At 69.5% G+C, this 25,755-nt stretch carries 26 protein-coding genes; 9 read left to right on the forward strand and 17 right to left on the reverse strand.

Annotation, left to right across the window (positions count from 1 at the left end):
- From ACWDX9_RS09385 to ACWDX9_RS09405, 5 genes are all read right to left on the reverse strand, one after another.
- On the reverse strand, positions 1 to 730 hold a 730-nt coding region (locus ACWDX9_RS09385; protein ID WP_449951047.1), incomplete at its 3' end, for an endonuclease domain-containing protein.
- A gap of 1,099 nt (positions 731 to 1,829) precedes the next feature.
- Positions 1,830 to 2,594, reverse strand: coding sequence for a class I SAM-dependent methyltransferase (locus tag ACWDX9_RS09390; protein ID WP_449951049.1), 765 nt, complete (start codon positions 2,592 to 2,594; stop codon positions 1,830 to 1,832).
- Between the two features lie 226 nt (positions 2,595 to 2,820).
- Positions 2,821 to 3,231, reverse strand: a complete 411-nt coding sequence (locus tag ACWDX9_RS09395) for a DUF2000 domain-containing protein (protein ID WP_364259893.1) — start codon at positions 3,229 to 3,231, stop codon at positions 2,821 to 2,823.
- Positions 3,232 to 3,287: 56 nt separating this feature from the next.
- Positions 3,288 to 4,121, reverse strand: coding sequence for an SRPBCC family protein (locus ACWDX9_RS09400; protein WP_449951051.1), 834 nt, complete (start codon positions 4,119 to 4,121; stop codon positions 3,288 to 3,290).
- Positions 4,122 to 4,201: 80 nt separating this feature from the next.
- Entirely contained in the window at positions 4,202 to 4,969 is a 768-nt protein-coding gene (locus tag ACWDX9_RS09405) for a helix-turn-helix domain-containing protein (protein WP_449951052.1), read from the reverse strand.
- A gap of 61 nt (positions 4,970 to 5,030) precedes the next feature.
- On the opposite strand from ACWDX9_RS09405, the gene ACWDX9_RS09410 reads away from it, so the two are divergent.
- Positions 5,031 to 5,864 carry an AraC family transcriptional regulator gene (locus ACWDX9_RS09410; protein WP_449951055.1) on the forward strand — a complete coding sequence of 278 codons (834 nt, stop codon included), beginning with the start codon at positions 5,031 to 5,033 and terminating at the stop codon, positions 5,862 to 5,864.
- Between the two features lie 3 nt (positions 5,865 to 5,867).
- On the opposite strand, the gene ACWDX9_RS09415 is transcribed toward ACWDX9_RS09410, so the two are convergent.
- Positions 5,868 to 6,890 (reverse strand): GDP-mannose 4,6-dehydratase, encoded by a 1,023-nt coding sequence (locus ACWDX9_RS09415; RefSeq protein ID WP_449951058.1) that lies wholly within the window; start codon positions 6,888 to 6,890, stop codon positions 5,868 to 5,870.
- A gap of 255 nt (positions 6,891 to 7,145) precedes the next feature.
- Between ACWDX9_RS09415 and ACWDX9_RS09420 the strand changes: the two genes are divergently transcribed.
- The 4 genes from ACWDX9_RS09420 to ACWDX9_RS09435 all read left to right on the forward strand — a co-directional run bounded on the left by ACWDX9_RS09420 (position 7,146) and on the right by ACWDX9_RS09435 (position 11,290).
- Positions 7,146 to 8,405 (forward strand): glycosyltransferase family 4 protein, encoded by a 1,260-nt coding sequence (locus ACWDX9_RS09420; protein WP_449951060.1) that lies wholly within the window; start codon positions 7,146 to 7,148, stop codon positions 8,403 to 8,405.
- A gap of 3 nt (positions 8,406 to 8,408) precedes the next feature.
- Positions 8,409 to 9,119, forward strand: a complete 711-nt coding sequence (locus tag ACWDX9_RS09425) for a class I SAM-dependent methyltransferase (protein WP_449951061.1) — start codon at positions 8,409 to 8,411, stop codon at positions 9,117 to 9,119.
- Entirely contained in the window at positions 9,116 to 10,171 is a 1,056-nt protein-coding gene (locus ACWDX9_RS09430; protein ID WP_449951064.1) for a prenyltransferase, read from the forward strand. Before ACWDX9_RS09425 ends, ACWDX9_RS09430 begins: the two co-directional genes overlap by 4 nt.
- A gap of 123 nt (positions 10,172 to 10,294) precedes the next feature.
- A complete protein-coding gene (locus ACWDX9_RS09435; protein ID WP_449951066.1) occupies positions 10,295 to 11,290 on the forward strand; it encodes a DUF1702 family protein in 996 nt (331 codons plus the stop codon).
- On the opposite strand, the gene ACWDX9_RS09440 is transcribed toward ACWDX9_RS09435, so the two are convergent.
- The gene (locus ACWDX9_RS09440) at positions 11,291 to 11,920 is read right to left on the reverse strand and encodes a class I SAM-dependent methyltransferase (RefSeq protein WP_449951186.1); all 630 of its coding nucleotides are present in this window, start codon (positions 11,918 to 11,920) and stop codon (positions 11,291 to 11,293) included. It abuts the gene before it with no gap.
- Between the two features lie 85 nt (positions 11,921 to 12,005).
- Between ACWDX9_RS09440 and ACWDX9_RS09445 the strand changes: the two genes are divergently transcribed.
- From ACWDX9_RS09445 to ACWDX9_RS09455, 3 genes are read left to right on the forward strand one after another with little or no spacing between them, the layout of a single operon-like run.
- The gene (locus tag ACWDX9_RS09445; RefSeq protein ID WP_449951068.1) at positions 12,006 to 12,458 is read left to right on the forward strand and encodes a pyridoxamine 5'-phosphate oxidase family protein; all 453 of its coding nucleotides are present in this window, start codon (positions 12,006 to 12,008) and stop codon (positions 12,456 to 12,458) included.
- Positions 12,455 to 12,646 (forward strand): ferredoxin, encoded by a 192-nt coding sequence (locus ACWDX9_RS09450; protein ID WP_350729366.1) that lies wholly within the window; start codon positions 12,455 to 12,457, stop codon positions 12,644 to 12,646. Before ACWDX9_RS09445 ends, ACWDX9_RS09450 begins: the two co-directional genes overlap by 4 nt.
- Before the next feature lie 31 nt (positions 12,647 to 12,677).
- A complete protein-coding gene (locus ACWDX9_RS09455) occupies positions 12,678 to 13,766 on the forward strand; it encodes a Zn-dependent alcohol dehydrogenase (RefSeq protein WP_350729364.1) in 1,089 nt (362 codons plus the stop codon).
- 39 nt (positions 13,767 to 13,805) lie between these two features.
- Here ACWDX9_RS09455 and ACWDX9_RS09460 read toward each other — a convergent pair whose 3' ends face one another.
- Entirely contained in the window at positions 13,806 to 14,390 is a 585-nt protein-coding gene (locus ACWDX9_RS09460; protein ID WP_449951070.1) for a TetR/AcrR family transcriptional regulator, read from the reverse strand.
- Positions 14,391 to 14,410: 20 nt separating this feature from the next.
- Positions 14,411 to 15,661, reverse strand: coding sequence for a cytochrome P450 (locus ACWDX9_RS09465; RefSeq protein WP_449951072.1), 1,251 nt, complete (start codon positions 15,659 to 15,661; stop codon positions 14,411 to 14,413).
- A 309-nt stretch (positions 15,662 to 15,970) separates the two neighbouring features.
- On the opposite strand from ACWDX9_RS09465, the gene ACWDX9_RS09470 reads away from it, so the two are divergent.
- Positions 15,971 to 16,414, forward strand: a complete 444-nt coding sequence (locus ACWDX9_RS09470; RefSeq protein WP_449951075.1) for a macro domain-containing protein — start codon at positions 15,971 to 15,973, stop codon at positions 16,412 to 16,414.
- Between the two features lie 141 nt (positions 16,415 to 16,555).
- Here the strand turns inward: ACWDX9_RS09470 and ACWDX9_RS09475 are convergent, their stop codons facing one another.
- The 8 genes from ACWDX9_RS09475 to ACWDX9_RS09510 form a co-directional block, all read right to left on the reverse strand.
- Positions 16,556 to 17,557, reverse strand: a complete 1,002-nt coding sequence (locus tag ACWDX9_RS09475) for a sugar phosphate isomerase/epimerase family protein (RefSeq protein WP_350729357.1) — start codon at positions 17,555 to 17,557, stop codon at positions 16,556 to 16,558.
- Between the two features lie 3 nt (positions 17,558 to 17,560).
- Positions 17,561 to 18,718: a Gfo/Idh/MocA family protein gene (locus ACWDX9_RS09480; protein WP_350729355.1), complete on the reverse strand. Its 1,158-nt coding sequence runs from the start codon at positions 18,716 to 18,718 to the stop codon at positions 17,561 to 17,563.
- An 11-nt stretch (positions 18,719 to 18,729) separates the two neighbouring features.
- A complete protein-coding gene (locus tag ACWDX9_RS09485; protein ID WP_449951078.1) occupies positions 18,730 to 19,779 on the reverse strand; it encodes a substrate-binding domain-containing protein in 1,050 nt (349 codons plus the stop codon).
- The gene (locus ACWDX9_RS09490; RefSeq protein WP_449951081.1) at positions 19,776 to 20,705 is read right to left on the reverse strand and encodes an ABC transporter permease; all 930 of its coding nucleotides are present in this window, start codon (positions 20,703 to 20,705) and stop codon (positions 19,776 to 19,778) included. The genes ACWDX9_RS09485 and ACWDX9_RS09490 overlap by 4 nt, the downstream gene beginning before the upstream one ends.
- Before the next feature lie 83 nt (positions 20,706 to 20,788).
- Positions 20,789 to 22,264 carry a sugar ABC transporter ATP-binding protein gene (locus ACWDX9_RS09495; protein WP_449951189.1) on the reverse strand — a complete coding sequence of 492 codons (1,476 nt, stop codon included), beginning with the start codon at positions 22,262 to 22,264 and terminating at the stop codon, positions 20,789 to 20,791.
- 23 nt (positions 22,265 to 22,287) lie between these two features.
- On the reverse strand, positions 22,288 to 23,445 hold the full coding sequence (locus tag ACWDX9_RS09500) for an ROK family transcriptional regulator (protein WP_364259837.1): 1,158 nt from the start codon (positions 23,443 to 23,445) through the stop codon (positions 22,288 to 22,290).
- 292 nt (positions 23,446 to 23,737) lie between these two features.
- Entirely contained in the window at positions 23,738 to 24,610 is an 873-nt protein-coding gene (locus ACWDX9_RS09505; protein ID WP_449951085.1) for an SDR family oxidoreductase, read from the reverse strand.
- A gap of 53 nt (positions 24,611 to 24,663) precedes the next feature.
- A complete protein-coding gene (locus ACWDX9_RS09510; RefSeq protein WP_350729344.1) occupies positions 24,664 to 25,722 on the reverse strand; it encodes an MBL fold metallo-hydrolase in 1,059 nt (352 codons plus the stop codon).
- Positions 25,723 to 25,755 lie beyond the last annotated feature (33 nt).

Here is a 25,755-nt window from a genome sequence, read left to right on the forward strand (position 1 = left end):
TAGCGCCCAGCCGACACTGCGGCGTAGCGCCCGGCTGATGCTCCGGCGTGGCGTCTGGCTGGCATTTGGGCACGGCACCGGTCATCGGTCCGGTGTGGGCGTGCGCCCGGCGTGCGGGCGCGGCCGTCTGACCGGCACTCGGCGTGGTGGGTTGGAGGAGCGGGTGGCTGAGTAATCGGAAGCGGGAGCGGCGGCGGGCGGCTCGGATGCGGCGGAGGATGTGGTTGGTGCGCTCCGGGCCGGGCTGCCAGCCGCATTCGATCAAGGCGTTGGCCACGTGGTGGAGGAGGTCGGCGATCTGGCCGGGGATGACGTCTCGACGGACGGCGATCACGCGCCAGCCGCGTCGGCGCAACTCCTCGCGGCGGTCCGCGTCGCGTTGCTGGTCGGCGGGTGAGGTGTGATGCTCCTGGCCGTCGTACTCGACTGCGACCTTGAACTCCTCCCAGCCCAGGTCGAGGTACGCGAACCGGTCTCCGTCCAGCCCGACCCGGATCTGGGTGGTGGGTCTGGGAAGGCCGCCTTCCACGAGGATGGCCCGGAGCCAGCTCTCCCTGGGTGAGGCGGCGCCCCGGTCGGCGAGGCCTAGGGTGTCGCGAAGGCGCCAGGAGTTGAGCGGGCGGTGCCACAGAGCTTCGAGATCGACGCCCCGGCGTGCGAACTGGTCGAGGATCGCCACCGCCTCCATACGGGGCAACCAGCGGGCGCAGTCGAGGGCTGTGCGTTCCATGGTGGTGAGGCGGACGCCCTTGTGCGTGGTGATGTCTTCCGGAGGGAGCGGTGCCGGGTAGGTGACGCAGCCTGGGAGAGCGAGGTGGCCGGGGGCGGTCAGCTCTATGGGCCAGTCGGCTTCTGGGGTGTGCAGGGCGTTCAGACCCCAGATATGGGCGGCTGTCTGGCGGCAGACAACGGCCTGCGGGATCGCTCGGGTGATTCGGGCGGTCCGCTCGGCGAGTGATGGCGGGGTGGGTGGCATCTGTGGCTTTGGAAGCCCGCGATCGGTCTTTCCCTGAACGGGAGGCGGCTCTTTCAGGGGTGCGGTGCTGGGTGTCGATGTCCCTCTTTCGGGGTCCACAGCTCCGAGGCGCGGTGCCGCATGGGGTGGAGAGCCATGAGGCGTGGTTACGGCGCTGGGGTAAGCGGGGTCGGTGACGGTGCAGTCGGTGACTCTGGGGTCTCTGAGGCTGGGGTCGGTGACGGTGAGGTGGGTGGGGTGGTGTGGGCGGTGCATGGCGCACAGGATGCTATGGCGGGGCTGGTGGCGGGCGGCCGAATGGGGTTCTGTGGAGGACGTTGAGTTTTCCACAGTTCAGGGGATGACCTGCGGTTTAGGACCTACGCTGCCCCGAGGTGGCCGGGTTGGCCCGCGAGTAGCCCATCGTTGACGTTTTCGCAGGTCAGCCGCTGCCTCTGATCGTTGCGCCCCGACCGTAACCAGCACCAGGACCGGCCAATGCTCCCCCAACCGCAGCACACAGAACCTGTGCCGGGAGCCGCACGCTCACGCGGGTTCGAAGATCGCACTCCGCGAGGGGCTGTCTAGAAACCCGCCACCGCACCAGGCAGGCGACCTCGGGCATCAACCCCGCCCACTCCAGGCAGGCGACCTCGGGCATCAACCCCGCCCACTCCAGGCAGAATCCCCCGGCTCCACCGCTCGCAGGTCGATCAGCCGCATCAGGAGTTCCCGCGCCGGCAAGACCGACCCCGCAATACGAGCCTTGCTCATCGCCGAGAAGATAGCGCCCTCTGAAGTACGGCGCTCCGGTGCTCGCCAGGTCATCACCGAGTTACTTCGCCGGGATCCTCACAGCAAGCTCTCCGGCCTGCTAGGACTCGCCCGGCGCGTCGGCGTCACCCTCTAGACCAGCGGCTTGCAACTGGAATTGCAGGTCAGAGGCACCTTGCGTCTCCCGGACAGACACCGCGATCAGGCCGGCGGCTGCGGCAAGGCTCTCGAATCCCGAGCGGGTATACCAGTGCAGTACCCAGGGGCGGTCCACGATGGTGCTCTCGCCGTCGCGGTACCGCTCGTAACGCAACACCGTCGTCTGCGTCCGCGCGGAATCGCTACGCTCCTCGGACACCACCGAGACACGCAACTCAGCACCGTCGTCCGCCGTAGCGGTGCGCACTCGGCCGATCCGTTCGGCAGGTGTGGGCGACGGGACGAACAGCGGCACCAGGGCAGTGCCTCCCACGGCGAGATGGTTGCGGATGCGGTGGAGGGCAGCCAGAGCGATGGAGTCGTCGGGGAGCAGGTTGAAAGTCGGCCCGGCAAGAAAGATCGCACGGTAGCGGCGTGGCAGATCGAGCGCCTCCATGCGCTGTTGGTAGACGACGACATCGACGCCTTGCTTCCGCGCCCGGTGACGGCACCGCTGCAGCATGTCCGCCGAGGAGTCAACACCCTCGACGTCCAGGCCGCGCCGACGCAGGTCGAGCAATGGATCGCCGTCCCCACACCCCAGCTCCAGAGCCGGGGAACCAGCCTCTCGGACAAACGCCGCGTAGGGCTCTGGATCTTGGGCGACGGACTTCAGCGGCCCATATAACTCGGCAACGATACCTGTGTAGAAATCAGCAGGGTGCACGCCCGCACCTTACGCTTCGGCCAAATGCTCGGCGACATCATTTCCGGCGCCTCGCCACCGGCTCACCAAGTGAACGACACCTTAACGAGCGCACTGGCCAGACCGATCAAGCCCGGCCGGGGTCGAAGAGAGGGCAGGCGATGACACCGGGCCGTCGAACGAACCCGGCTGCCGTCGGCTCCGCCGCCACAAACGCCAAACCTGAAAGCGCGGTGGCGGTTGCGGGTCAAGGGTGCAGGGGGAGGCCCTTCAGGACCTTGTCCACGCCGTTCTTCGGCCCATGGATCGCCACCCCCACCAGCGCCATTTCCTCGGCCTCCACCGCTCGCACGGCCGCTCGGTTGTCCGCGTCGTGTCCCGTCTTGAACATCTCCTCGATGTAGACGGCCACGTCCATCTCCCTGCCCACCGCCTTCTCCCGGACGCCCCGGAGGCCCTCCAAGTCGGCCGTGTAGACGAGAACGGGCTGGCGGAGCATCGGCAGGTACGAATTGCCGGACCCGTCCTCGTACGGCTCCCCCATGAGCCCGGGCACCCCGCCCGCCACCGCGCTGGACAGGAAGGCGGTGACGTTGAGCTTCTGCCATGCGGCCAGATCCGCGCGGACCACGATGCCGATCTTGGTGTCGAAACGCATGGTCACGAGTCTCCACGTCCCGCCCCCGCCGTGTCTTGAACGCTGGTGCGGGAGCGTCAGCTCACGAAGACCGGCCGCCAGTCCGGCATCTCGTGGTAGCGCCGCAGCTCCGCGACGCCCGACAGGATCCCGCCCCACGCCGCGTACGGCGGGCGCTCCGCGTCGAACCCGCTCTGCACCAGCGTCAGCCGCGTCTTCCCGCCGGAGCCCTCCAGCTCCCACGTGCCGACTCCCGAGGTGCCCCAGTCCAGGGAGAACTTGCGGCCGGGCTCCAGCTCCAGCACCTTGGCCGGGCTGGGGTCGTTGGCCAGGCCGCCCATCGCGAAGCGCCCGCCCACGTGCGGCTCGATCTCGATCGGGTACCCGAACCACTTCGTCACCGTCTCGGAGTCGATCAGCGACTCGAACACCTGAGACGGCGAGGCGTCGATCGTGACCTGGGCCCGCAGGTCCACGGAGGAGAAGTCGATCTTGGGCGTGAGCTCGCGTCCCTCGAGGTGTTCGGCCAGGTTGGCGATGGCCAGGTACCAGTACGTCTGCAGCACGCCCCGGATGCTCTTGCCCGTGATGACGTCCTGGAAGTCGAAGTGCGTCTGCGACAGCGACAGGACGGTCGCGTCCCCGTCCTCCTCCAGCGTCAACTCGGTGGTCGTCTCCTCGCCGTCCAGCACCCACGCAAAGCGCACCGTGCTGTCGTCCGCGTGCAGCAGCCGCTGGTGCGGCGCGTCCCCCTCAGGCGTGGTACGCCCCCAGAACCCGAACCGGTCGGGCAGCTCCACCTCGGCGTGCTCGGCCAGCCAGATCCGCAGCGCGGCCGGGTCGGTGAGTGCGTGGCGCACGTCCTTGACAGGCGCCTGGATGCGGGCACGAAGCGTCATGGGCTCGGTCATCGTCATCTTCTCCTTTGGAGAGGGCGAGTGTGAGTGTGAGTGGCCGATCCGCGTGGGCGGTCGCCGGTCGGGCGTCGGCTTCAGGCTGGTTGCGGCCGGTCGCCCCCGTCCGGCCGCCGGTGCGGGCCGGTCTCGTCCGTGAGCGCCGGAGAGGCGTCGGACGAGGAAGGGTCGGTAGCGGCCGGAGGGTCGGTAGCGGCCGGAGGGTCCGGAGTGGCCAGAGGGTCAGGAGTGGCAAGAGAGTCCGAAGTGGCCAGAGGGTCCGAAGTGGCCAGAGGGTCCGGAGTGGCAGCAGGGTCGGGAGTGGCGTTCGGGTAGCAGGCGACGGCGAGCTTGAACGCGTCCCCCTCCGCCCCGCCGTACCGCGTGAACAGCCCCTGCAGCATCGTCTGCAGATCGTTCAGGAACTCCTGACGCTCTTCAGCACGCACGCGAATCTCCCCCGACAACCCGATGGACGGCAGCTCGGGCGCGCTCCTGTCGAGCGCCGCGATGTCCGACTGGACCTCCTCCATGAGATCCAGCAGATAACCGAGGCTCAGCTCGTCACGCGCCTTGCGCAGCCCGATCCGGCCCACCAGCCGGGGCGACAGCCAGTACGAGCGCGCACCGGCCTGGTAGATGCCCTCGTGGATCCCGCGCACCTTGCGCTCGGACACGAGGTCCACCAGGCCCGCCTCGACCAGCCGTTTGACGTGGTAGTAGACCCGCTGCGGTGTCTGGCCGAGCCGTTCGGCGACCTCCGAGCACGTACGAGGCTCGGCCAGCTGCCGCAGCACCTCCACGCGCTGCGGCTTGAGCAGTGCCTCGGCCTGCTCGATCTCTTCCAGGTACAGGACGTCTCTCATCGCAAAAACAATCCTTTACGTAAAAATTTGGTTTGTCAATGGCGATGAGGACAATGGATGGATGGCACATGACTGGTCCCGATACTGGCGGTCGCCCGACCAGCCGGTGGAGGCCATGCATGCCCACTTCGAGCGGCACGTCTACCACCGGCACAGCCACGAGACCTACTCGTTCGGGGTCACCGAGACCGGCGCGCAGTCGTTCACCTGCCGCGGCTCGGCGCACACGAGCTCGGCGGGCATGGTCATGGCATTCAACCCGGAGGACCCCCACGACGGCCACGCCACGAACGCGTACGGCTTCACGTACCGGATCGTCCACATCGGTCCCGAGCTCGTGTCGAACGCCCTGACCGACGCGACGGGCCGGCACCTGGGCCTGCCCCTGTTCGCCGCGCCCGTGGTCGAGGATCCCGTCCTGGCGGGGGCGCTGCGCTCCCTGCACGCGGAGCTCCTCGGCTCCGACGCGACGGCCCTGCGGCGCGACGAGCTGCTCACGGCCACGGTCGCGGCGATCGTACGGCGGGCCGCCACGACCCCGATCCACCCGGACGGCAGGCCAGGAAGGTCGGCGAGGGTCGCGCGGCAGGCCAGGCAGCTCCTCCATGACCGCCTCAGGGACGATCTCACGAGCGACGACCTGGCGCGGGCCACGGGCGCCAGCCGCTACGCGGTCTACCGGGCCTTCCACGCGGAGTACGGGCTGTCCCCCAGCGACTACCAGCGACAGCTACGGCTCAGAGCGGCACGTACGCTGATCGCCGGCGGCACGGCCATCAGCGAGGCGGCCACCGCGACGGGCTTCGCCGACCAGAGCCACCTGACCCGCTGGTTCACCCGCTACTTCGGCCTGACCCCGGGCACCTATCGACAGGCCGTCACAGGCGAACGATGACCGTCACGGCCAGGAGCTGTCCTGGTCGGGATCGCCTCCGTCGGAGAGCAACCGCAGGTCCGACTCGACCATCATCGCCACCAGCTCGTCGAACGACACGCTCGGCTCCCACCCCAGCTGCGTCCGCGCCTTCTTCGGGTCCGCGCACAGCAGGTCCACCTCGGCGGGCCGGTGCAGCGTCTGGTCGGTCACCACGTACCGCTCCCAGTCCAGCCCCGCGGCCGTGAAGGCCGCCTCCACCAGCTCCCTGACCGACTTCATCCGCCCCGTCCCGATCACGTAGTCCTCGGGATTGGCGGCCTGCAGCATCAGGTGCATCGCCTTCACGTAGTCGCCGGCGAACCCCCAGTCCCGCCGCGCCTCCAGGTTCCCCAGCCGCAGCTCGGTGGCCAGCCCCAGCTTGATCCGGGCCACCCCCAGGGACACCTTCCTGGTGACGAACTCGGCCCCCCGGCGCGGCGACTCGTGGTTGAACAGGATCCCGGACACGGCGAACATCCCGTACGACTCGCGGTAGTTCTGCGTGAGGAAGTGCCCGTACGCCTTGGCCACCCCGTACGGCGAGCGCGGGTGGAAGCCGGTCCGCTCGTTCTGCGGCGTCTCGCTGACCTGCCCGAACATCTCAGAGGATGAAGCCTGATAAAAGCGGATCTGTCGGGAGGCGCCCGAGCCCCGCGACGCCCCAGAGCACACCCGGATCGCCTCCAGCATGCGCAGCACGCCCATCCCGGTCACCTCGGCCGTGAGCTCCGCCTGCTCCCACGACATCGGCACGAACGAGATCGCCCCGAGGTTGTAGACCTCGTCAGGCTGAACGCGTTCCACCGCCGAGATCAGGGACCCCTGGTCCAGCAGATCCCCCCGCACCACCCGCACGTCGGAGAGCAGCTTGCGCATCCTGGACACGCGCGGGTTCGCCTGCCCCCGGGCCAGGCCCCACACCTCGTACCCCTGCTCCAGCAGGTGCTCCGCCAAGTAAGAACCGTCCTGGCCGGTGATGCCGGTGATCAGAGCTCGCCTGGCCAAGGGTCCTCCTGCTATCGCGTATAGCAATCTGTCTGGGACGGAATGTACAGCTAAGCGCCCAGATAGGGCACCAGCCCACCTAGAACCCGTTCCACCGAACCACGCTCGGTTACGGCAACGTCGCAGTTCGCACGACGTTTAACCGTAATTGTGAACAATTCCACCCGACCTACCGAATGGTAGCCTTCTCGGACTAAGGTCATCTTCACGGTACACGCCCATCTCAAGGGCCCTACCGGCGGAGAAAGGGGTGTCGTGGAAGAGCCAGCCCGGCGGGATCGAAGGCTGCGAGTCGCGTTGTTGTCCTACCGCAGCAAGCCCACCTGTGGTGGCCAAGGCGTCTATCTTCGCCACCTCAGCCGCGAGCTGGTCGCCTTAGGGCACCACGTCGAGGTGTTCTCCGGCCAGCCCTATCCCGAGCTGGACGAGGGCGTCATCCTGCGCGAGGTGCCCAGCCTCGACCTCTACCGCGACGAGGACCCGTTCAGAACGCCCAAGCTGCACGAATACCGCGACTGGATCGACTGGCTCGAGGTCGGGACGATGTGGACGGCGGGGTTCCCCGAGCCGCTGACGTTCACGCTGCGGGCCTACCGCGAGCTGAAGAAGCGCATCGGCGACTTCGACGTCGTACAGGACAACCAGACCCTCGGATACGGCCTGCTGGGCATCCAGCGGATGTTCCCCGTGGTCGGCACCATCCACCACCCGATCAGCGTCGACCGCCGCATCGAGCTCGAGGCCGCCACCGGCGGGAAGAAGCTGAGCCTGCGCCGCTGGTACGGGTTCGTGAAGATGCAGTCGCGCGTCGCGCCCCGGCTGAGCCCGATCCTGACCGTCAGCGAGTCGTCGCTGGCCGACATCCACCGCGACTTCAACGTCCCCCAGGCGAACATGCGCCTGATCCCCCTCGGCGTCGACACCCGCTACTTCCACCCGCGCCCGGACAAGCCCCGGCGCAAGGGCTCGATCGTGGCCGTGGCCAGCGCGGACTCGCCCATGAAGGGCGTCGCGACGCTGCTGCGGGCGGTCGCGAAGCTGGCCACCGAGCGCGACGTGCACCTCACCGTCGTCAGCCGACCCACCCCCGGCGGCCCGACCGAGCAGCTCGTCCAGGAGCTGTCGCTGCAGGACCGGGTGCGTTTCGTGCACGGCATCTCCGACGACGAGCTGGGCGAGCTGATCGCCACCTCGGAGATCTCGGTCGTCCCCTCCCTCTATGAGGGCTTCTCGCTGCCCGCCGTCGAGCACATGGCCTGCGGCACGCCCCTCGTGGCCAGCCGTACGGGAGCGCTGCCCGAGGTCGTGGGCGACGCCGCCATCCAGGTGGCCCCGGGCGACCCCGAGGAGCTGGCCGCGGTGCTGCGCCGCCTGCACGACTCCCCCGAGGAGCGCGAACGCGTGGGCAAGGCCGGATACGACCGCGTCATGGAGCGCTACACCTGGCACGTCGTGGCCAAGAAGACCGTCGAGGCGTACCTCGAGGCCATGGAGAACCACAAGAGAAGAGGCTGACCAGTGCTGACCGTCGACTTCGACCGGCTTCCCGTCGGCCCCGGCGTGCGCCTGCTCGACCTGGGCTGCGGCGGCGGCAGGCACGCCTTCGAGGCGCTGCGCCGGGGAGCGGACGTGATCGCGTTCGACATGGACCAGGCGGAGCTGGACGGCGTGGCGGCCATGTTCGCGGCGATGGACAAGGCGGGCGAGGTGCCGCCGGGGGCGAGCGGGCAGATCGTCCAGGGTACGGCGCTGGACATGCCGTTCGAGGACGGCAGCTTCGACCGGGTCATCGCGGCCGAGGTGCTGGAGCACATCCCAGACGACATGGCGGCCATGCGCGAGCTCTTCCGCGTGCTCAAGCCGGGCGGTACGGCGGCCGTCACCGTGCCGAGCTTCCTGCCCGAACGGATCTGCTGGGCGCTGGACGAGGCCTACCACACGGCCCCCGGGGGACATGTCCGGATTTATACGTTGGCTGAGCTGTCGGCCAAGCTGAAGTCCATCGGGTTCGAGATCGGCCCCCACCACCACGCCCACGGCCTGCACGCGCCGTACTGGTGGATCAAGTGCGCCGTCGGCGTCGGCAACGACGACCACCCGCTCGCCAAGGCGTACCACGAGCTGCTGGTCTGGGACATCATGAAGCGCCCGGCCGCCACCAGGATCGCCGAAGCCGTGCTCAACCCGATCATCGGCAAGAGCGTGGTCCTCTACGTCAGGAAGCCATGATCTCCCACGCGGAGGTCGTGCGGACGGGCGAGAGCATCGCGGCGATCCAGCAGGACGACGGCGGCGTGCCGTGGCCGGAAGGCCACGTGGACGCCTGGAACCACGTCGAGTGCCTGATGGCCATGTCCGTCGCGGGACTCGGCGAGCCGGTACGGCGCGGCTACGCGTGGCTGGCCCGCCACCAGCGCCCCGACGGCTCCTGGCCGATGAAGCTGGCCGACGGCGTGCCCACGGAGCAGGGCGGCGAGAGCAACCACGCCGCCTACGTCGCCGCCGGGCTCTGGCACCACCATCTCGTGACCGGCGACCAGGCGTTCACCGAGGAGCACTGGCCCATGGTCAAGGCCGCGCTCGACTACGTGGCGGGGCTGCAGACCGAGCGCGGGGAGATCGTCTGGGAGCGCGACGCGCACGGCGTCGCCTCGACGCTCGCGCTGCTCACCGGGTGCTCCTCCATCCACCAGGGGCTGCGCTGCGGCGTGCTGCTCGCGGACCACCTGGGCGACCCGCAGCCGCACTGGGAGCTGGCCGCCGACCGGCTGGCGCACGTGCTGGCGGCGCATCCCGAGGCGTTCGCGGACAAGAGCCGCTTCTCCATGGACTGGTACTACCCGGTGCTCGGCGGCGCGGTGCGCGGGCAGCAGGCGTTCGAGCTGCTGGAGCGCGAGTGGGCCACGTTCGTGGTGCCCGGGCTCGGGATCAGGTGCGTGTCCGACCAGCCGTGGGTGACGGGGGCGGAGACGTGCGAGCTGGTGCTCACGCTCGACGCGCTGGGAGACCGGGGGCGGGCGGTCACGCTGTTCACGGACGTGCAGCACCTGCGGCACGAGGACGGCTCGTACTGGACGGGCTGGCAGTTCGCGAACCTCAAGCACTTCCCCCACGAACGGTCCGGGTACACGGCCGCCGCCGTCGTGCTCGCCGCCGACGCGCTGCTGGCGCTGACGCCGGGGTCCGGCCTGTTCAGGGACATCGTGGGGACGTCGGTGTCCGACCCGGAGACCTGCGGCTGCGCCGCCGGCACGGGCCTGGTACGCCGCGACGACCTCTGACCCCACGCCCGCACAAGCGCTTTTGCGGGTTCTTTGCCGCCGAAATCCGGTGCGCCGCCGATGATCGACGCAATGGGCTTACTAGCTTCTGAGTGACTCGTACGAGGCGTCTTCGGGGGAAGCGTGGGCGACACGGGCACAACTTCGTTCTTGGATCAGGTCAGGACCGAGCCGACACTGTCCCGGGCGAGGGGGCTGCGGAGGTTCCTGGTCAAGGATCCTCTGGAGTCCGATCTGGGCCGGCGACGATTCCGGCTCAGAGGAGGAGCTTCCCGAGCGGTCTTCACCGATGCCGAAAGTGCATACGTTTTCGGCTTCAACGCGGTGATGTCCCGGGAGATTGAGAAGGTCGAGGACATATCGGCTGAGCAGCGGCCCTTCGGCTACGAAGGGGCGGCCGCCGCCTGCACCGTACTCGACCTGCTCACGCTGACGCGGGGCCGGCGCCTTCACGAGCTACTCACCGGCCCCGCCCAGCATCATCGCCACGCCGCCTACGTCGGCGCCGGTCGCGGCTACGCCCTGCTGCGGCTGCGGCCCCTGTGGGGCGCGCGGCGCGCGCATCCGCTGCTGCGCTGGCTGGCCGTGGACGGGTTCGGGTTCCAGTGGAGCCTGGCCAGGGCCGACCGCATGGTGGGCGAGCGCACGATGCCCGACCTGCTGACCCGGGCGCACTGCGCGGTGTTCGACCAGGGGCTGGGGCGGCTGCTCTGGTATCACGACAGCGCCTCGCCCGACGACATCGCCGCCAGGATCGGTGGATATCCGGCGGGACGTCGGGGCGACCTGTGGAGCGGGATCGGGTTCGCGGCGACGTACACGGGCGGGGCCGACTCCGACGAGCTGTGGTGGCTGACCGAGCACGCCGGGGCCGACGGGTTCCGCGCCCAGCTGGCCCAGGGGTGCGCGTTCGCCGTCGCCGCCCGGCTGCGGTCGGGGACGCTGCCGGACCACACGGCGCAGGCCGTGCCGATCCTGGCCGGGGCCGAACCCGAGGCGGCCGCCTCGTGGACGGACCAGGCGCTCCTGGCGCTCGGGCACGAGGCGCACACGCACGAGGACTTCCGGCGCTGGCAGTCCCAGACCCGCCGGTCCTGGAGCCAGCGCCACCGCTGCTGACTAGATTCCGGGGCCGACGCGCTCCAGCACGCGGAGCGAGCCCTCCACCGACACCTCGCTGAAGGCGCCCGACCGCACCGCCCGCTGGTAGACCCGGTACGGCGCCTGCCCGCCGTCGGCGGGATCGGGGTAGATGTCGTGGAAGACCAGCGCCCCGCCCTCCATGACGTGCGGCGCCCAGCCCTCGTAGTCGCGGGTCACCGGCTCCTCGGAGTGCCCGCCGTCGATGAACAACATCCCCAGAGGCGTCCTCCAGAGAGCGGCGACCTGCTCGGACCGGCCGACGATCGCGATCACCTCGTCCTCGAGCCCCGCGGACGCGATCGTGGCCCTGAACGTCGGCAGCGAGTCCATCTTGCCGAACCGGGGGTCCACCAGCGTCGGGTCGTGGTGGGCCCACCCTGGCTGGATCTCCTCGGAGCCCCGGTGGTGGTCGACGGTGACGACCACCGACCCGGCCTGCCTGGCCGCCGCGCCGAGATAGACGGCCGACTTCCCGCAGTATGTGCCGATCTCACAGACGGGGCCCAGCTTCCCGTACTGGCAGGCGGCCTCGTACAGGGCCAGCCCCTCGTTGTGCGGCATGAATCCCTTGGCGTGCTTCGCTGCGTAGAGCAGCTCTGACGGCATCGTCATGGGGATGCAGCCTAGCCGAACCGAATAACATTCCAGGGGACCCTTGCAGCGCCGTTCTGAAACCTGTTCTACTTACAACGTGAATCAGCGCGCTCGCATCGCCATGTCGGACGACGACGTCACCGCCTTCCTGGAGAGCTCGCGCAAGCTGCAGCTGGCCACCATCAACGCGGACGGCACACCCCATTTGGTGACGATGTTCTATGGGCTCGACAAGGGACGCATCACCTTCTGGACCTACGCGAAAGCCCAGAAAGCCCGCAATCTTGCCCGCGACTCCCGGGTGAGCTGCCTGATCGAGACGGGCGACGACTACGCCGAGCTCCAAGGCGTCCTGGTGTACGGGAACGCCGAGCGGGTGGACGACCGCGACCGCGTCATGGACATCGGGATGACGGTCACCCGCCGGATGACTCCGGGCGTACCGGACGAGCTGCTGCGCCCGTATGTGGAGCAGACCGGGCAGAAGCGAGTTGCGTACGTCGTGGAGTACACCAAAGTGGTCTCATGGGATCACAGGAGGCTCGCATGAGAGTCAAGGTGGACGAGCTGGTCTGCGAGGCCAACGCCGTGTGCATGGGGCTCGCGCCGGAGGTGTTCGAGGTGGACGACGACGACCAGCTCCACGTCCTGCTGCCAGAACCGCCCCCCGAGATGCAGGACCGCGTCCGCCACGCCGTCCGGTCCTGTCCCAAAGCCGCCCTTTCCCTAGAGGAATAGCCCCGCTAGGCACCAGCCGGAGGAGGAACCCATGCGCGCCGCGATCCTGCACGCCGTAGGCAACGACAAGCTGGACATCCGCGACGACGTCACCCTGGCCCCCGTGGGGCCGGCGGACGTACGCGTACGGATCAAGGCGACGGGCGTCTGCCACTCGGACCTGTCGGCCATGACCGGCGTACTGCCGCAGCCCGTGCCGCTGGTGCTCGGGCACGAGGGCGCGGGTGAGGTGGTCGAGGTGGGCGAGCACGTCACCTCGCTCAAGCCGGGCGACCACGTGGTCATCAACTGGCGGCCCGGCTGCCAGGAGTGCGACCTGTGCCTGGGCGGCCAGCCGTACCTGTGCATCAAGTACGTGGTCGAGGCGTTCAGCAAGGGCAACTTCCGGTTCGGCGGCGACGGGGCGACGGCGTACGGGATGGCCGGGTGCGGCACCTGGGCCGAGGAGATCGTCGTGCCGTGGCAGGGCGCGATCAAGATCGACGAGGACGTGTCGTGGGAGGCGGCGGCCCTGATCGGCTGCGGCATCACGACCGGGGTGGGCGCCGCGATCAACACCGCGAAGGTCCGCCCCGGCTCCACGGTCGCGGTGATCGGCTGCGGCGGCGTCGGCCTGTCGGTCATCCAGGGCGCCCGCCTCTCCGGCGCCCGCATGATCCTCGCGATCGACCCGCTGGAGTCCAAGCACGAGCTGGCCAAGAAGGTCGGCGCCACGCACGCCGTCACCCCCGAGCAGGTCCCCGACACCCTGAACGAGCTCACCGCCGGCGCCGGCTTCGACTACGGCTTCGAGGTGGTCGGCAAGGCGGCCACCATCCAGAGCGCCTGGCAGATCACCCGGCAGGGCGGCGACGTCATCGTGGTCGGGGCGGGCGCGGTGGACGACATGGTGTCGATCTCGGCGTTCAGCCTGCTGTTCGAGGGCAAGAACCTGCTGTCCAGCCTGTACGGCGAGGCGGACGTGCGCCACGCCTTCCCCTACTTCGCCAAGCTCCACAAGGCCGGCAAGCTGGACCTGGAGTCGATGATCAGCGCCCGCATCCGCCTGTCGGACCTGAACGACGCGGTGGCGGCGCTGCGGGGCGGCGAGGTCCTCCGCCAGATCGTCGTCATGGACTGACTCTGTTCCGAGTGAAAGGGGCCGCCGCGGTGGCCCCTTCTACTGCGTCGGCGCCGGCGCGAGCCAGTGGCGGTTGAGGTCGCTCACGGCCTCCAGCCAGACCTGCGGCGGCTCCCCGGCGGCGATCGCGTCCGCGGCGCTGTGCAGGACGGTGAACAGGAGCGTGGCCGCGACATGCGGGTCGACCTGGCGGAACGCGCCGTCGTCCATGGCCCGCCGCAGCGCCTTGGCGATGGCGGCGATGATGTCCGGCCCCCCATCGGGCGCGGGGTTGGAGTGGAAGACCGCGGCGTGGAGCCCGCCGGGTCTGGCGATGGACTCGACGGCCGCCGCGCATTCGGCGTCGAGGGTGGCCCACCAGTCGATCGGCTCGGTGGTTTCGGCGAGCCGGTGGAAGCGGTCCACGTAGTCCCGTAGCACGCGGTCGCGTACCGCGGCGACCATCTCCTCCCAGGAGGAGAAGTAGACGTAGAAGGTGCCCTTGGCGGCGTCGGCTTCGGCGGTGACGGCCTGGACCCAGTTGGTCACGTCCTGCCCGGAGTCCAGGAGCCGGATGGCGGCGTCGATGAGTTCGCCGCGCCTGGCCTCGGGGGAAAGGCGGCGCCGGCTCCTGGAGGTCACCATCGCATCAGGTTAGCCGACCGTCACGTCATCACCCCTGCGTGGGAGATGAGGAGCTCGCTGACGCCGCGAAGGTTGATGTGCTCCCGGTACGGCGGCGGGTCGGCGACCAGCTTGGGCTCCCGTACGCGCCGGGCGAACGCGGCCATCGCCACCCGGCCTTCGAGCCGGGCCAGCGGCGAGCCGAGGCAGAAGTGCGGACCGAAGCCGAAGCCCAGATGCCGCATCTGCTCGCGGGCCGGGTCGAACCGGTCCGGGTCCGGGTTCGCCTCCGGGTCCCGGTGAGCTGCGGCCAGCAGCAGGATGACCAGGCTGCCCGCGGGCACCTTCGCCTTCCCGACGCTCATGTCCTCTTTGGCGACCCGGGCGGTGAGCTGGACGGGCGGGTCGTGGCGCAGGGTCTCCTCGACGACCGCGGACGCCGTACCGGGGTCGGCGCGCAGGGCGGCGAGGTGGCCGGGGTGCCGCAGCAGGGCGAGCACGCCGTTGGCGATCAGGTTGACCGTCGTCTCATGGCCCGCCACCAGCAACAGCACGATCGTGGAGACCAGTTCGTCATGGCTGAGCGCGTCACCGCCTTCCTGCGCGGCGAGCAGCTCGGAGATCAGGTCGTCCCGGCGCGGGCTCCGGCGCCGTTCGGCGACGAGGTCGTTGACGTACCGGTGCATGTCCGCCATGCCACCCGCCCACTCGTCGTTCCCGTCGCCAGGATTGCCGAACCCGTCGAGCAGCCGGGTGAGCTGGGCGGTCCACCCGTGGAACAGCCGCTCGTCGGCCTGCGGCACGCCGAGCATCCGGCAGATGACCGTCACCGGCAGCGAGTAGGCGAGGCCGGACATCACGTCGAACGTCTCCCCCTCGGCCGCGCGGTCGAGGCATTCATCGACCAGCCGCGTGACGGAGTCCTCCATCCGCGCGACGGTACGGGCGGTGAACGCGCTGCTGACCAGACGCCGCAGCCGGGTGTGGTCCGGAGGATCCAGGGAGAGGAACCACGGCCGCCGTACCGAGGCGGGAGCGTCCGCGGGGTACGGGTCTGCTGCCCCATCGGGCTGGAAGAACCGCCACCGCTCGGCGCTGAGCCGCTGGTCCCGCAGCAGCGTCTCGCAGTCGCGGTAGCCGGTCACCACCAGCGAGGACATCTCCTCGATCCACAACGGGCCGCGGGCGCGGAACTCGGCGTAGATCGGATACGGGTCGGGCCTCGACGCGTGGTCGAGAAGCTTGGCGACCAGGTGGAAGCCGGACATCTCACTGTTCGTCGCGTTGGACATCTGCATCTCCTCGATTGTTGACCTCAGGTCATTAGTAAATGACCTGAGGTCAACATGTCAATGGCGAGGGTGCGAGATGCGGAGGTACGGGATACTCGGACTTGACCCGGCCGGCCTTCCCGCCGGAGAACGACACGGCGCGGACCTGCAGCCCGGGCTCTCAGAGATGCGACTTGTGCCATATGAGGTCATGTCCACGGTGCGCGCGACCGAGCCGGCGCTACGCTGACCGGCCTCGTGGCGACGGTGATTGTCGGGGGTGCCTGCTAGTTCTGGTGGTCGGGCACCTCGAGCCGCGGGAGAGCATCCTTGATCACGGAAACCACCGGCGACCTGCTCCAAGACGACGCGCAAGCCCTCGTCAACGCGGTCAACACCGTGGGGGTGATGGGCAAGGGGATCGCCCTGGAGTTCAAGCAGGCGTTCCCCGAGGTGTTCGCCGCCTACGCGCAGGCGTGTGCCGACGGCCGCATGCGGATCGGGCACGTCCTCCCGGTACGGCTCGGCGACGGCGATCGGTGGGTGCTCAACTTCCCGACCAAACGCCACTGGCGCCAGAAGTCCAGGCTGCCGGACATCGCCGCAGGGCTGGACGACCTGGCGCGGCTCCTGGTCGAGCTGCGCCTCGGCAGCATCGCGATCCCACCCCTGGGCTGCGGGCACGGTGGGCTGGCCTGGCCGGAGGTGCGGGCGCTCATCCGGGAGAGGCTGGGCGATCTGGACCTCGACATCCGGCTGTACGGCCCCGGTTGAGGGTCGAGCGGCTGCCACTCGCGATTCGAGGCGGGCTCCAGCAGGCCAAGCCGGTAACCAGGCAACCGGTGGGCGCGGGGGGCCTGAAGGGAGGCGCTGTCTGGAGCTCCGAGGCGTGCAGCGCCCCCCTCGCAAAAGGCCTTACGTCGTGGAGAAGGCGGCGTCGAAGGCGGTGGCCGGTGGGGTGATGGAGTTGAGCTTGCGGATGTAGCCGAGCGCCTCCCGAGCCCCATCCAGCCGGTCCATCCCCGCGTCCTCCCACTCGATCGAAATGGGCCCTTCGTACCCGATCGAGTTCAGCGCCCGGAAGCAGTCCTCCCAGGGCACGTCGCCGCGCCCGGTCGAGACGAAGTCCCAGCCGCGGCGCATGTCGGCCCACGGCAGGTGCGAGGACAGGCGGCCCTTGCGGCCGTCGCCCACGCGCATGCGCGTGTCCTTGCAGTCGACGTGGTAGATGCGGTCCTTGAAGTCCAGGATGAACCCGACCGGGTCCAGGTCCTGCCAGACCATGTGGGACGGGTCCCAGTTCAGGCCGAAGGCGGGGCGGTGGCCGATCGCCTCCAGGGTCCGCGCGGTCGTGTAGTAGTCGTACGCGATCTCACTCGGGTGGACCTCGTGCGCGAAGCGCACCCCGACCTCGTCGAAGACGTCGAGGATCGGGTTCCAGCGGTCGGCGAAGTCCTGGTACCCGGCGTCCACCATCGACGCCGGCACCGGCGGGAACATGGCGACCGTGTGCCAGATCGACGACCCGGTGAAGCCGACCACCGTGTCCACGCCCAGCAGAGCGGCCGCGCGGGCCGTGTTCTTCATGTCCTCCGCCGCCGCCTGGCGGACCGACTCGGGGTCGCCGGAGCCCCAGATGCGGGCGGGGAGGATGGACTTGTGGCGCTCGTCGATGAGGTCGCACACCGCCTGGCCGACAAGGTGGTTGGAGATGGTCCAGACCTTGAGGCCGTGCTTGTCGAGCTGGGCGTGCTTCTGCTCCACGTACGACGGGTCCGCCACGGCCTGGGCCACGTCGAAGTGGTCGCCCGAGCAGGCGATCTCCAGGCCGTCGTAGCCCCATTCGGCGGCCAGCCTGCACACCTCCTCGAACGGCAGGTCGGCCCACTGCCCCGTGAACAGGGTGACAGGTCGCATGTGTCAGTCCTCCACGTTCATGTAGCGGCTGCCCTCAGCCGCGCTCCGCTCGACCGCCTCCAGCACCCGCTGCACCCGAAGCCCGTCGGCGAACGACGGCGTGGGGTCGGCTCCGGTGGCGATCGCCTCCAGGAAGTCGTTGATCTCGTGGGTGAAGGTGTGCTCGTAGCCGAGCCCGTGCCCGGGCGGCCACCAGGCGCCCACGTAGGGGTGGTCGGGTTCGGTGACCAGGATCCGCTCGAAGCCGCCGCCTCCGGAGCTGAACCACAGCTCGTTCATGGCCTCGAAGTCGAACGCCAGGCTGCCGAGCGAGCCGTTGATCTCGATGCGCATCGCGTTCTTGCGGCCGAAGGCGAAGCGGGTGGCCTCGAACGAGGCCAGCCCTCCGCCCGAGAGCCGGCCGATGAACAGGGCGGCGTCGTCCACGGTCACCTGGCCCATGTCGCCGGTGCCGGTGGCCTCCAGGCCCGCGGACGCCGCGGCGACGGGGCGTTCCTTGATGAACGTCTCCGTCAGCGCGGAGACGCCCACCAGCTGCTGCCCGGTGATGAACTGGGCCGCGTCCACGATGTGCGAGCCGATGTCGCCCAGCGCGCCCGCGCCCGCCTTGTCCTTCTGCAGTCGCCAGACCAGCGGGAACTCCGGGTCGACGATCCAGTCCTGCAGGTACGCGGCCCGTACGTGCCTGACCTCGCCGATCCGGCCCTCCTCGACGTACCGGCGGGCGAGCGCGATCGCGGGCACCCGCCGGTAGTTGAAGGCCACCATGCTCTTGACCGAGGACGGCGCCGCCTGCGCGGCCCGGACCATGGCCTCGGCCTCTTCGACGGTGTTGGCGAGCGGTTTCTCGCAGATCACGTGCTTGCCCGCCTGCAGCGCGGCGATGGCGATCTCGGCGTGCGAGTCACCGGGCGTGCAGATGTCGACGATCTGCACGTCGTCGCGCTTGATCAGCTCTCGCCAGTCCGTCTCGACATCGGCCCAGCCGAGCTGTGCGGCGGCCGCCTCGGTGCTCTCCTTCGACCTGCCGCCGAGCACCGCCATGCGAGGCACCAAAGGCAGGTCGAAGAAGGCCGAGACGCTGCGCCAGGCCTGGGAGTGGACGCGGCCCATAAAGGCGTAGCCGATCATGCCCACGCCGATGGTGGTCTTGTCTGACATGCAACCCCCGATCAGGATTCGAAGCCGAGCGACAGGTACTTCTCGACGTTGTCCTTGGTAATGGTCTCGGATGCGAGCGTGATGGACTGCGGAACCTGGTTCTCCACCAGATCACTCATGCCCTTCCCCTGCGCGATCAGACGTGCGAGTTTGATCGCCGAGGAGGCCATCGTGGGGCTGTAGGTGACCGTGGCCTTCAGCACCGACGTACCCGACTGGATCTCCTTCATCGCGTTCAGCGACCCGGCGCCGCCGACCATGATGAACTCGTTCCGGTTCGCCTCCTTGATCGCGGCCAGCACGCCGACGCCCTGGTCGTCGTCGTGGTTCCAGAGCGCGTCGATCTTCTTGTGCGCCTGGAGCAGCGACGTGGCCACCTGGTTGCCGGTCTCGACCGTGAACTTGGCGTCCTGCTTGGCCGTGACGCTGAACCCGAACGTCTTCAGCGCGTCGGCGAAGCCCTTGCTGCGGTCCTGCGTCAGCGGCAGCGTGGCGATGCCCTGGATCTCGACGATGACGGGGTTGGCGACGCCCTTGTCCTTGAGCTGCTTGCCGATGTACTGCCCGGCCGCGACGCCCATGCCGTAGTTGTCGCCGCCGATCCAGGTCCGGTAGGCCAGCTTGTCGGGGAAGACGCGGTCGAGGTTGATGACCGGGATCCCGGCCGCGGTGGCCTGGAGCGCGACCTGGTTCAGCTGCTGGCCGTCGTTGGGCAGGATGACCAGCGCGCTCACCTTGGCCGCGATGAGCGACTCGACCGCGGAGATCTGCTGGTTGATGTCGTTCGTCGGCTCGACGGGCTTGAATTCGACGTCGGTGTACTGCTTCGCGGCGCTCTCGGCGTTCTTGGCGATGGCCGCGATCCAGCCGTGGTCGGCGGCGGGCGCCGAGAAGCCGATCGTGACCTTGTCCCCCGGCTGGTCATTGCCGCTGGCCGCGGGAGCGGGCGCGGGGGCCGCGCTGCTGCTGGTCGAGGCGACGGGCTCGTTGCTGGTGCAGCCCGTCGCTAAGAGTACGGCTCCGCCGACAAGGAATCCCCTGCGCGCGACGTTCTCACTCATGGTGATCTCTCCTTCAAGTTCCGCCGCTGGAGAAGGACGGCGACGACGATGATCAGGCCCTTGGCGATCAGCTGGTCGCTGGTGTTGAGCCCGTTGAGAATGAACAGGTTCGTGATGAGGGTGAAGATCAGCAGGCCCAGGATCGAGCCCACGATCGTGCCCCGGCCCCCGGTGAGGAGCGTGCCGCCGATGATCACGGCGGCGATGGCGTCGAGCTCGTACAGGTCGCCGTGGGTGGACGAGCCCGTCGTCGTACGCGCCATGATGAGGATCGCGGCGATGCCGCAGCAGAGCCCCGACAGGGCGTAGAGCAGCATCGTGTGCCTGCGCACGTTGATCCCGGCGAGCCTGGCCGCCTCGGGGTTGCCCCCGACCGCGTACGTCCGCCGCCCGAACGTCGTGCGGTTGAGCACGATCCACCCGAGCACCACGACCAGCGCGAAGATGTAGACCAGCAGCGGGATGCCGAGCAGGCGCGTGGTCGACAGGTCCACGATGGCGGAGTTGTCGGACTGGATGAGCTGCGTCTTGCGGTCGGACATGCGCTGCGCCAGCCCTCGGGCGGCGACGAGCATGGCCAGCGTCGCGATGAACGGCACCAGTCGCCCGTAGGCGATGAGTAACCCGTTGACCAGCCCCGCCCCGGTGCCGACGGCGATGGCGCAGATCGCCATCACCACCGGCCCGTACGACTGCGTGGCCAGCGTCGTGGCCCAGACCGAGGCCAGCGCCATGACCGCGCCGACCGACAGGTCGATGCCGCCGCCGATGATCACGAACGTGGCCCCGACCGTGATCACGCCGATCGTGGCGGCCAGGGAGAGGATGCTGACGAGGTTGGAGGCGGTGGCGAAGTTCCCGGGCACGGTGACGAGGCCGACGACGATCAGCAGCGCCAGCGCCGCCAACAGCCCGAGATGTCGCATTTCTCCGAAACTGGCGCGGAAGCCGCCCGGCGACGGGGGCGACCCCACTCCCGCGAGCGGCCGGTCCGTTGTGGGCTCGCTCATCACGCCGCCCTCCCATTCATGATCATGTCGAGTACGCGGTGCTCGTCCAGGCCCTCGGCGTCGCCCTCGTGGATGACCGTGCCCTCGCGTAACACGAGCACCCGGTCGGCCAGGCCGAGCACCTCGGGCACCTCGCTGGAGACCAGCAGCACGCCGATCCCCTGCTCGGCCAGGTTGCGGATCACCGCGTACAGCTCGGCCCTGGCGCCCACGTCCACGCCTCTGGTCGGTTCGTCGAGCAGGAGCAGCTTGCGGCCGCCGAGCAGCCAGCGGGCGAGCACGGCCTTCTGCTGGTTGCCGCCGGACAGGGTCCGGATCGGGCGTTCGGGATCGGGTGGTCTGATGTCCAACATCTCCGACAGGCGCTTGGCCTCGGCCCGCTCCCGTTTGCGGTCGATCCAGCCGAACCTGGCGAACCCCGGCAGGGTGCCCAGCGTGATGTTGGCGGTGACGCTCTGGTCGAGGAGGAGGGCCTGGGCCTTGCGTTCCTCCGGGGCCAGGCCCATGCCGCGCTTGACGGTGCCGACGACGCTGCGGCGCATGGGAGTTCCGGCGAGCAGGACGCGGCCCGAGGCGGGGCGGGCGCCGTACACGGCCTCCAGGATCTCCGAGCGGCCCGAGCCGACGAGCCCGGCCAGCCCGACGATCTCGCCCGCCCGGACGGAGAACGACACGCCCGAGAAGACGCCCGGCGAGGACAGGTTCTCGACCTTGAGCACTTCCTCGCCCGGCGAGCGGCCGGCCCGGGGCGGGAAGACGTACTCGACGTTCCTGCCGGTCATGAGCGAGACGATCTCCCCGGTGGGGGTGTCCCGCGCGGACAGCCCGACGGCGACCGTGCGGCCGTCCTTCAGCACGGTGACCCGGTCGCCGATCTCGCGGATCTCCTCCAGGCGGTGCGAGATGTAGACCACGGCCACGCCCTGGGCGGTCAGCTCGCGGATGATGCGGAAGAGGTTGGCGACCTCGTCGTGGGCGAGGGCGGCGGACGGCTCGTCCATGATGATCAGGCGGGCGTCGTGGGAGAGCGCCCTGGCCATGGACACGACCTGCTTGGCCGCCGGCGACAGCCGCCCCACCTCGGCCGACGCGCGGATCTCCCCGTGGCCGAGCCGTTCGAGCACCTCGCGGGCGGCGCGCCTGGCGGCCGCCCGGTTGACGAAGCCGAAGCGGGCGTGCTCGTGGCCGAGGAAGATGTTCTCGGCCACGCTGAGCCCGTCGACCAGGTCGAGTTCCTGGTAGATCGTGGCGAAACCGAGCCTGATGGCGTCGATGGGGCTGCTCGGGCGCACTTCCTGGTCGTTGAACAGGATCGTGCCCTCGTCCGGCTGGTGCGCTCCGGCCAGCACCTTGATCAGGGTGGACTTGCCGGCGCCGTTCTGGCCGAGCAGGCAGTGCACCTCGCCCGCCCGTACGTCCAGGTCGACCCCGTCCAGCGCGCGCACACCGGGGAACTGCTTGACGATGCCCTTCATGACCAGCACGGGGAAGGTCCCTTTCAGGCGTTGACGATCCGGTTGATGTTGTCCGGAGACAGGTAGTGCTCGATGGCGAGGATCCCCGCCCCGAGCGCGGCCGCGTTGATGCCCGTACGGCTCGGCGTGATCGACAGGTGGTGCGTGGCCAGCGGGAGCGACCTGCGGTAGACCGTCTCCCTGATCCCGGCCAGCAGGTGCTCGTGCACCCGTGACAGCGCGCCGCCGATGACGATGACCTCGGGGTTGAAGAAGTTGACCAGGCTGGCCAGCACCTCGCCGACGAGCCGGCCGGCCTCTCTGACCAGCCGCAGCGCCTGGGTGTTGCCCGCCTGTACGAGCGCCACGACGTCGGCGCCCGACTCGGCCGGCAGGCCCAGCTCGCTCAGCCGCCGCGCGATGGCGGCACCGCCGGCCACGGCCTCCAGGCAGGCGCTGTTGCCGCACCGGCAGCCCGCGTCCTCGTGGCCGCTGACCCGGATGTGCCCGATGTCGCCGGCCGAGCCCTGGGCTCCCCTGTGCAGCTTGCCCTCGGCCATGATGCCGCAGCCGATGCCCGTGCCGACCTTGACGAACAGCAGGTGGCCGGCGCCGGGGAACGAGTGACGGTGCTCGCCGAGCGCCATCACGTTGACGTCGTTGTCGACCAGCACCGACACGCCGTCGAAGTACTCGGGGATGGGGTAGTCGTTCCAGCCCGGCATGATCGGCGGGTTGTTCGGCCGTCCCGTGGCGAACTCCACCGGCCCCGGCACCCCGACCCCGATGGCGCGCAGCGCCGACCGGGGCCGCCCCGCCTCGCCGAGCAGCTGGTCGAGACGCTGGTCCACGTGGGCGAGCACTTTCTCCGGCCCCTCGCCGATCAGCAGCGAGTCCTCGCACTCGGCCAGCAGGTTGCCCGAGATGTCCATCAGCACGACCCGGCAGTGCGTGGCCCCCAGGTCGACGCCCGCGAAGGCGTGATCCTCGGTGTGCAGGCGCAGCTGGCGCGGCGGCCGGCCACCGGTGGACTCACCGCTCTCGGTCTCCTCGACCAGCCCGCGCTCGATCAGCGCGTCCACGCGCTGGGAGATCGTGGACCTGGCCAGGCCGGTGAGCCTCGCTAGATCGGAACGGGTCGTGGCCGAACCTGCGCTGATCAACGTCAGCACATCTCCGGCAGAGCCCGGCTGGGGGGTCATGCCGCGACAATAAGATCACCGATGCGGCAAATCAAGAGTGAGTATCGACAAAACTCCGGCGACTTCCGCCGAAGATCGAACAAAGCCCGGTTTTTCCGGCTTTTTGGGCATCTATCGCGACTTCGTACTTCGGCCAAGGTCCTTCGATGAGCGGCCATGCCGGCGTCGCCCTCTGACAGAAGTCCCTCTGGCAGCCTCGCTCGTTACGCCGCGTCCTCCACGTCGCCTTGCTGGGCGCATGGCGGAGCCCCGCCGCCGACGTGGAGTGCCCGGCGGCGGGGACCCGCAAGCGTTAGAGCATCGCCTTCATCGAGTCGGCGGCCGTGAGCACGTAGGGCTGCTCGGCCATGACGGCCTCCCAGTTGCCGGCGACGGCCTCCGGCGTGAGGTCGTCGGTCTTCCAGCCCGGCCCCTCCGCCACGAACACCCGCGCCACCCGGCCGCCGCCCACGCTGAACACCTCGCCGCTCGCCTCGCACGTGTCGTGCACGAGGTACGCCACCAGCGCGCTCACCCGCTCCGGCGTGAACTTGGCCTCGAACTCGGCCGGCAGCAGCGCCTCCGTCATCCGGGTCCAGGCGATGGGCGCGATGGCGTTGGCCTTGATGCCGTTGCGGGCGCCCTCGATGCCGAGCGTCTTGGTCAGGCCGACCAGGCCCATCTTGGCGGTGGAGTAGTTGGCCTGGCCGAAGTTGCCGAACAGGCCCGCCGGGCTGGAGGTGTTGACGATGCGGCCGTAGCCGGCCGCCTTCATCAGCGGGTACGCGGCCTGGCTGACCAGGTACGAGCCGCGTACGTGGACGGCCAGCACCCCGTCGAAGTCCTCGACCGTCATCTTGCCGAACGACTTGTCCCGCAGGATGCCCGCGTTGTTGACGACGATGTCCACCTTGCCGAACGCGTCCACGGCGGCCTGCACGATGGCCCTGGCGCCCTCCGGCGTGGCGACGTTGTCGGCGTTGGCGATGGCCTGGCCGCCGTTCTTCGTGATGAGCTCGACCACGTCGGCGGCGGGCCCCGTGGAGGCGCCCGTGCCGTCGAGCGCGCCGCCGAGGTCGTTGACGACGACCTTGGCGCCCCGCTCGGCCAGCAGGAGCGCGTGCGACCTGCCAAGACCGTGCCCGGCGCCCGTGATGATCGCGACCCTGTCATCGAACCGAAGCATCGAACCTCCCACGCAGGAGAACAACATTCTGTTACGAGCTACGATAGACCGCGTCAGGGCAGGCGCCACAGTTCGGGTTCGCCGGGCTCCCTGCGTACCCGCCCCTTGGCCGCCAGCCACGCCAGGTGGGCCAGCGTCTCGTTGTTGGCCGCGCGCCGCATGAACGGCGGGATCGTCTCCCACGGCCGCGACCACGACAGGCGGGTGGCCACGTCCCAGCACGTGACGCCGTCCAGGGAACCGACGACCTGCTCGATCTCCGCCAGCCGCTCGTCGTGGTGCGCCAGCACGTAATCCACCCGCTCGGCCAGCTCCAGGAACCGGTACTCGTGGGCCGGCAGCACCTCCTCCACGTCCAGCTTGCGCACGGCGGCCAGCGCGTCGAGGTAGTCGGCCAGCGGGTTCGGACCCGACTGGGGGTGGACGGCCACGATGGGCGTGATCTTCGCCAGCACGTGGTCGCCGGAGAACAGCAGCCGGCGCGAGGGCGAGACGAAGCACAGGTGGCCGGGCGAGTGGCCCGGCGTCCAGATCGCCCGCAGGTCCCAGCCGGGCAGGCCGAGCTCGTCGCCGTCCTCGACCAGCCGGTCCGGCCTGGCCATCGAGACCACGTGCCTGATCATCATGGACGCGCCGGCCAGCTCGTCCAGCGTCAGCGGCGGCACGCCGCAGCGGACCAGCAGCGCGCGTTCCCGGTCCACGAGGGAGTCGATGACCTCGTCGTCGTAGCGTTCGCGGATCAGGCGGGCGTCGGCCGGGTGCAGGGCGATCCAGGCCCCGGACATCTCGCGGATGCGCCCGGCCAGGCCGTAGTGGTCGGGGTGGATGTGGGTGACGAGCACGCCCTTGACGTCGGTGATCGCGTACCCGGCCACGCCGAGACCCGCGACGAGCGCGTCGTACGCCTCGTCGGTGTTCCACCCGGCGTCGACGATCACCACACCGTCGGGGAGTTCGAGGACATAGACCAGCACGTACCGCAGGGGGTTGATCGGGATCGGCACCGGGACCGACCACAGCCCCGGACGCACCCGCTCGACCTCGGGGATCGCCCCGCCCACCCACGCCTCCCGCTGCGCCTGGCTCGCGGGAGTCACCACAAATTTCGACACATGCCGAATATAGTTCTGTGTCCGAATCATGTT

The organism is Nonomuraea sp. NPDC003201, assembly GCF_053590415.1.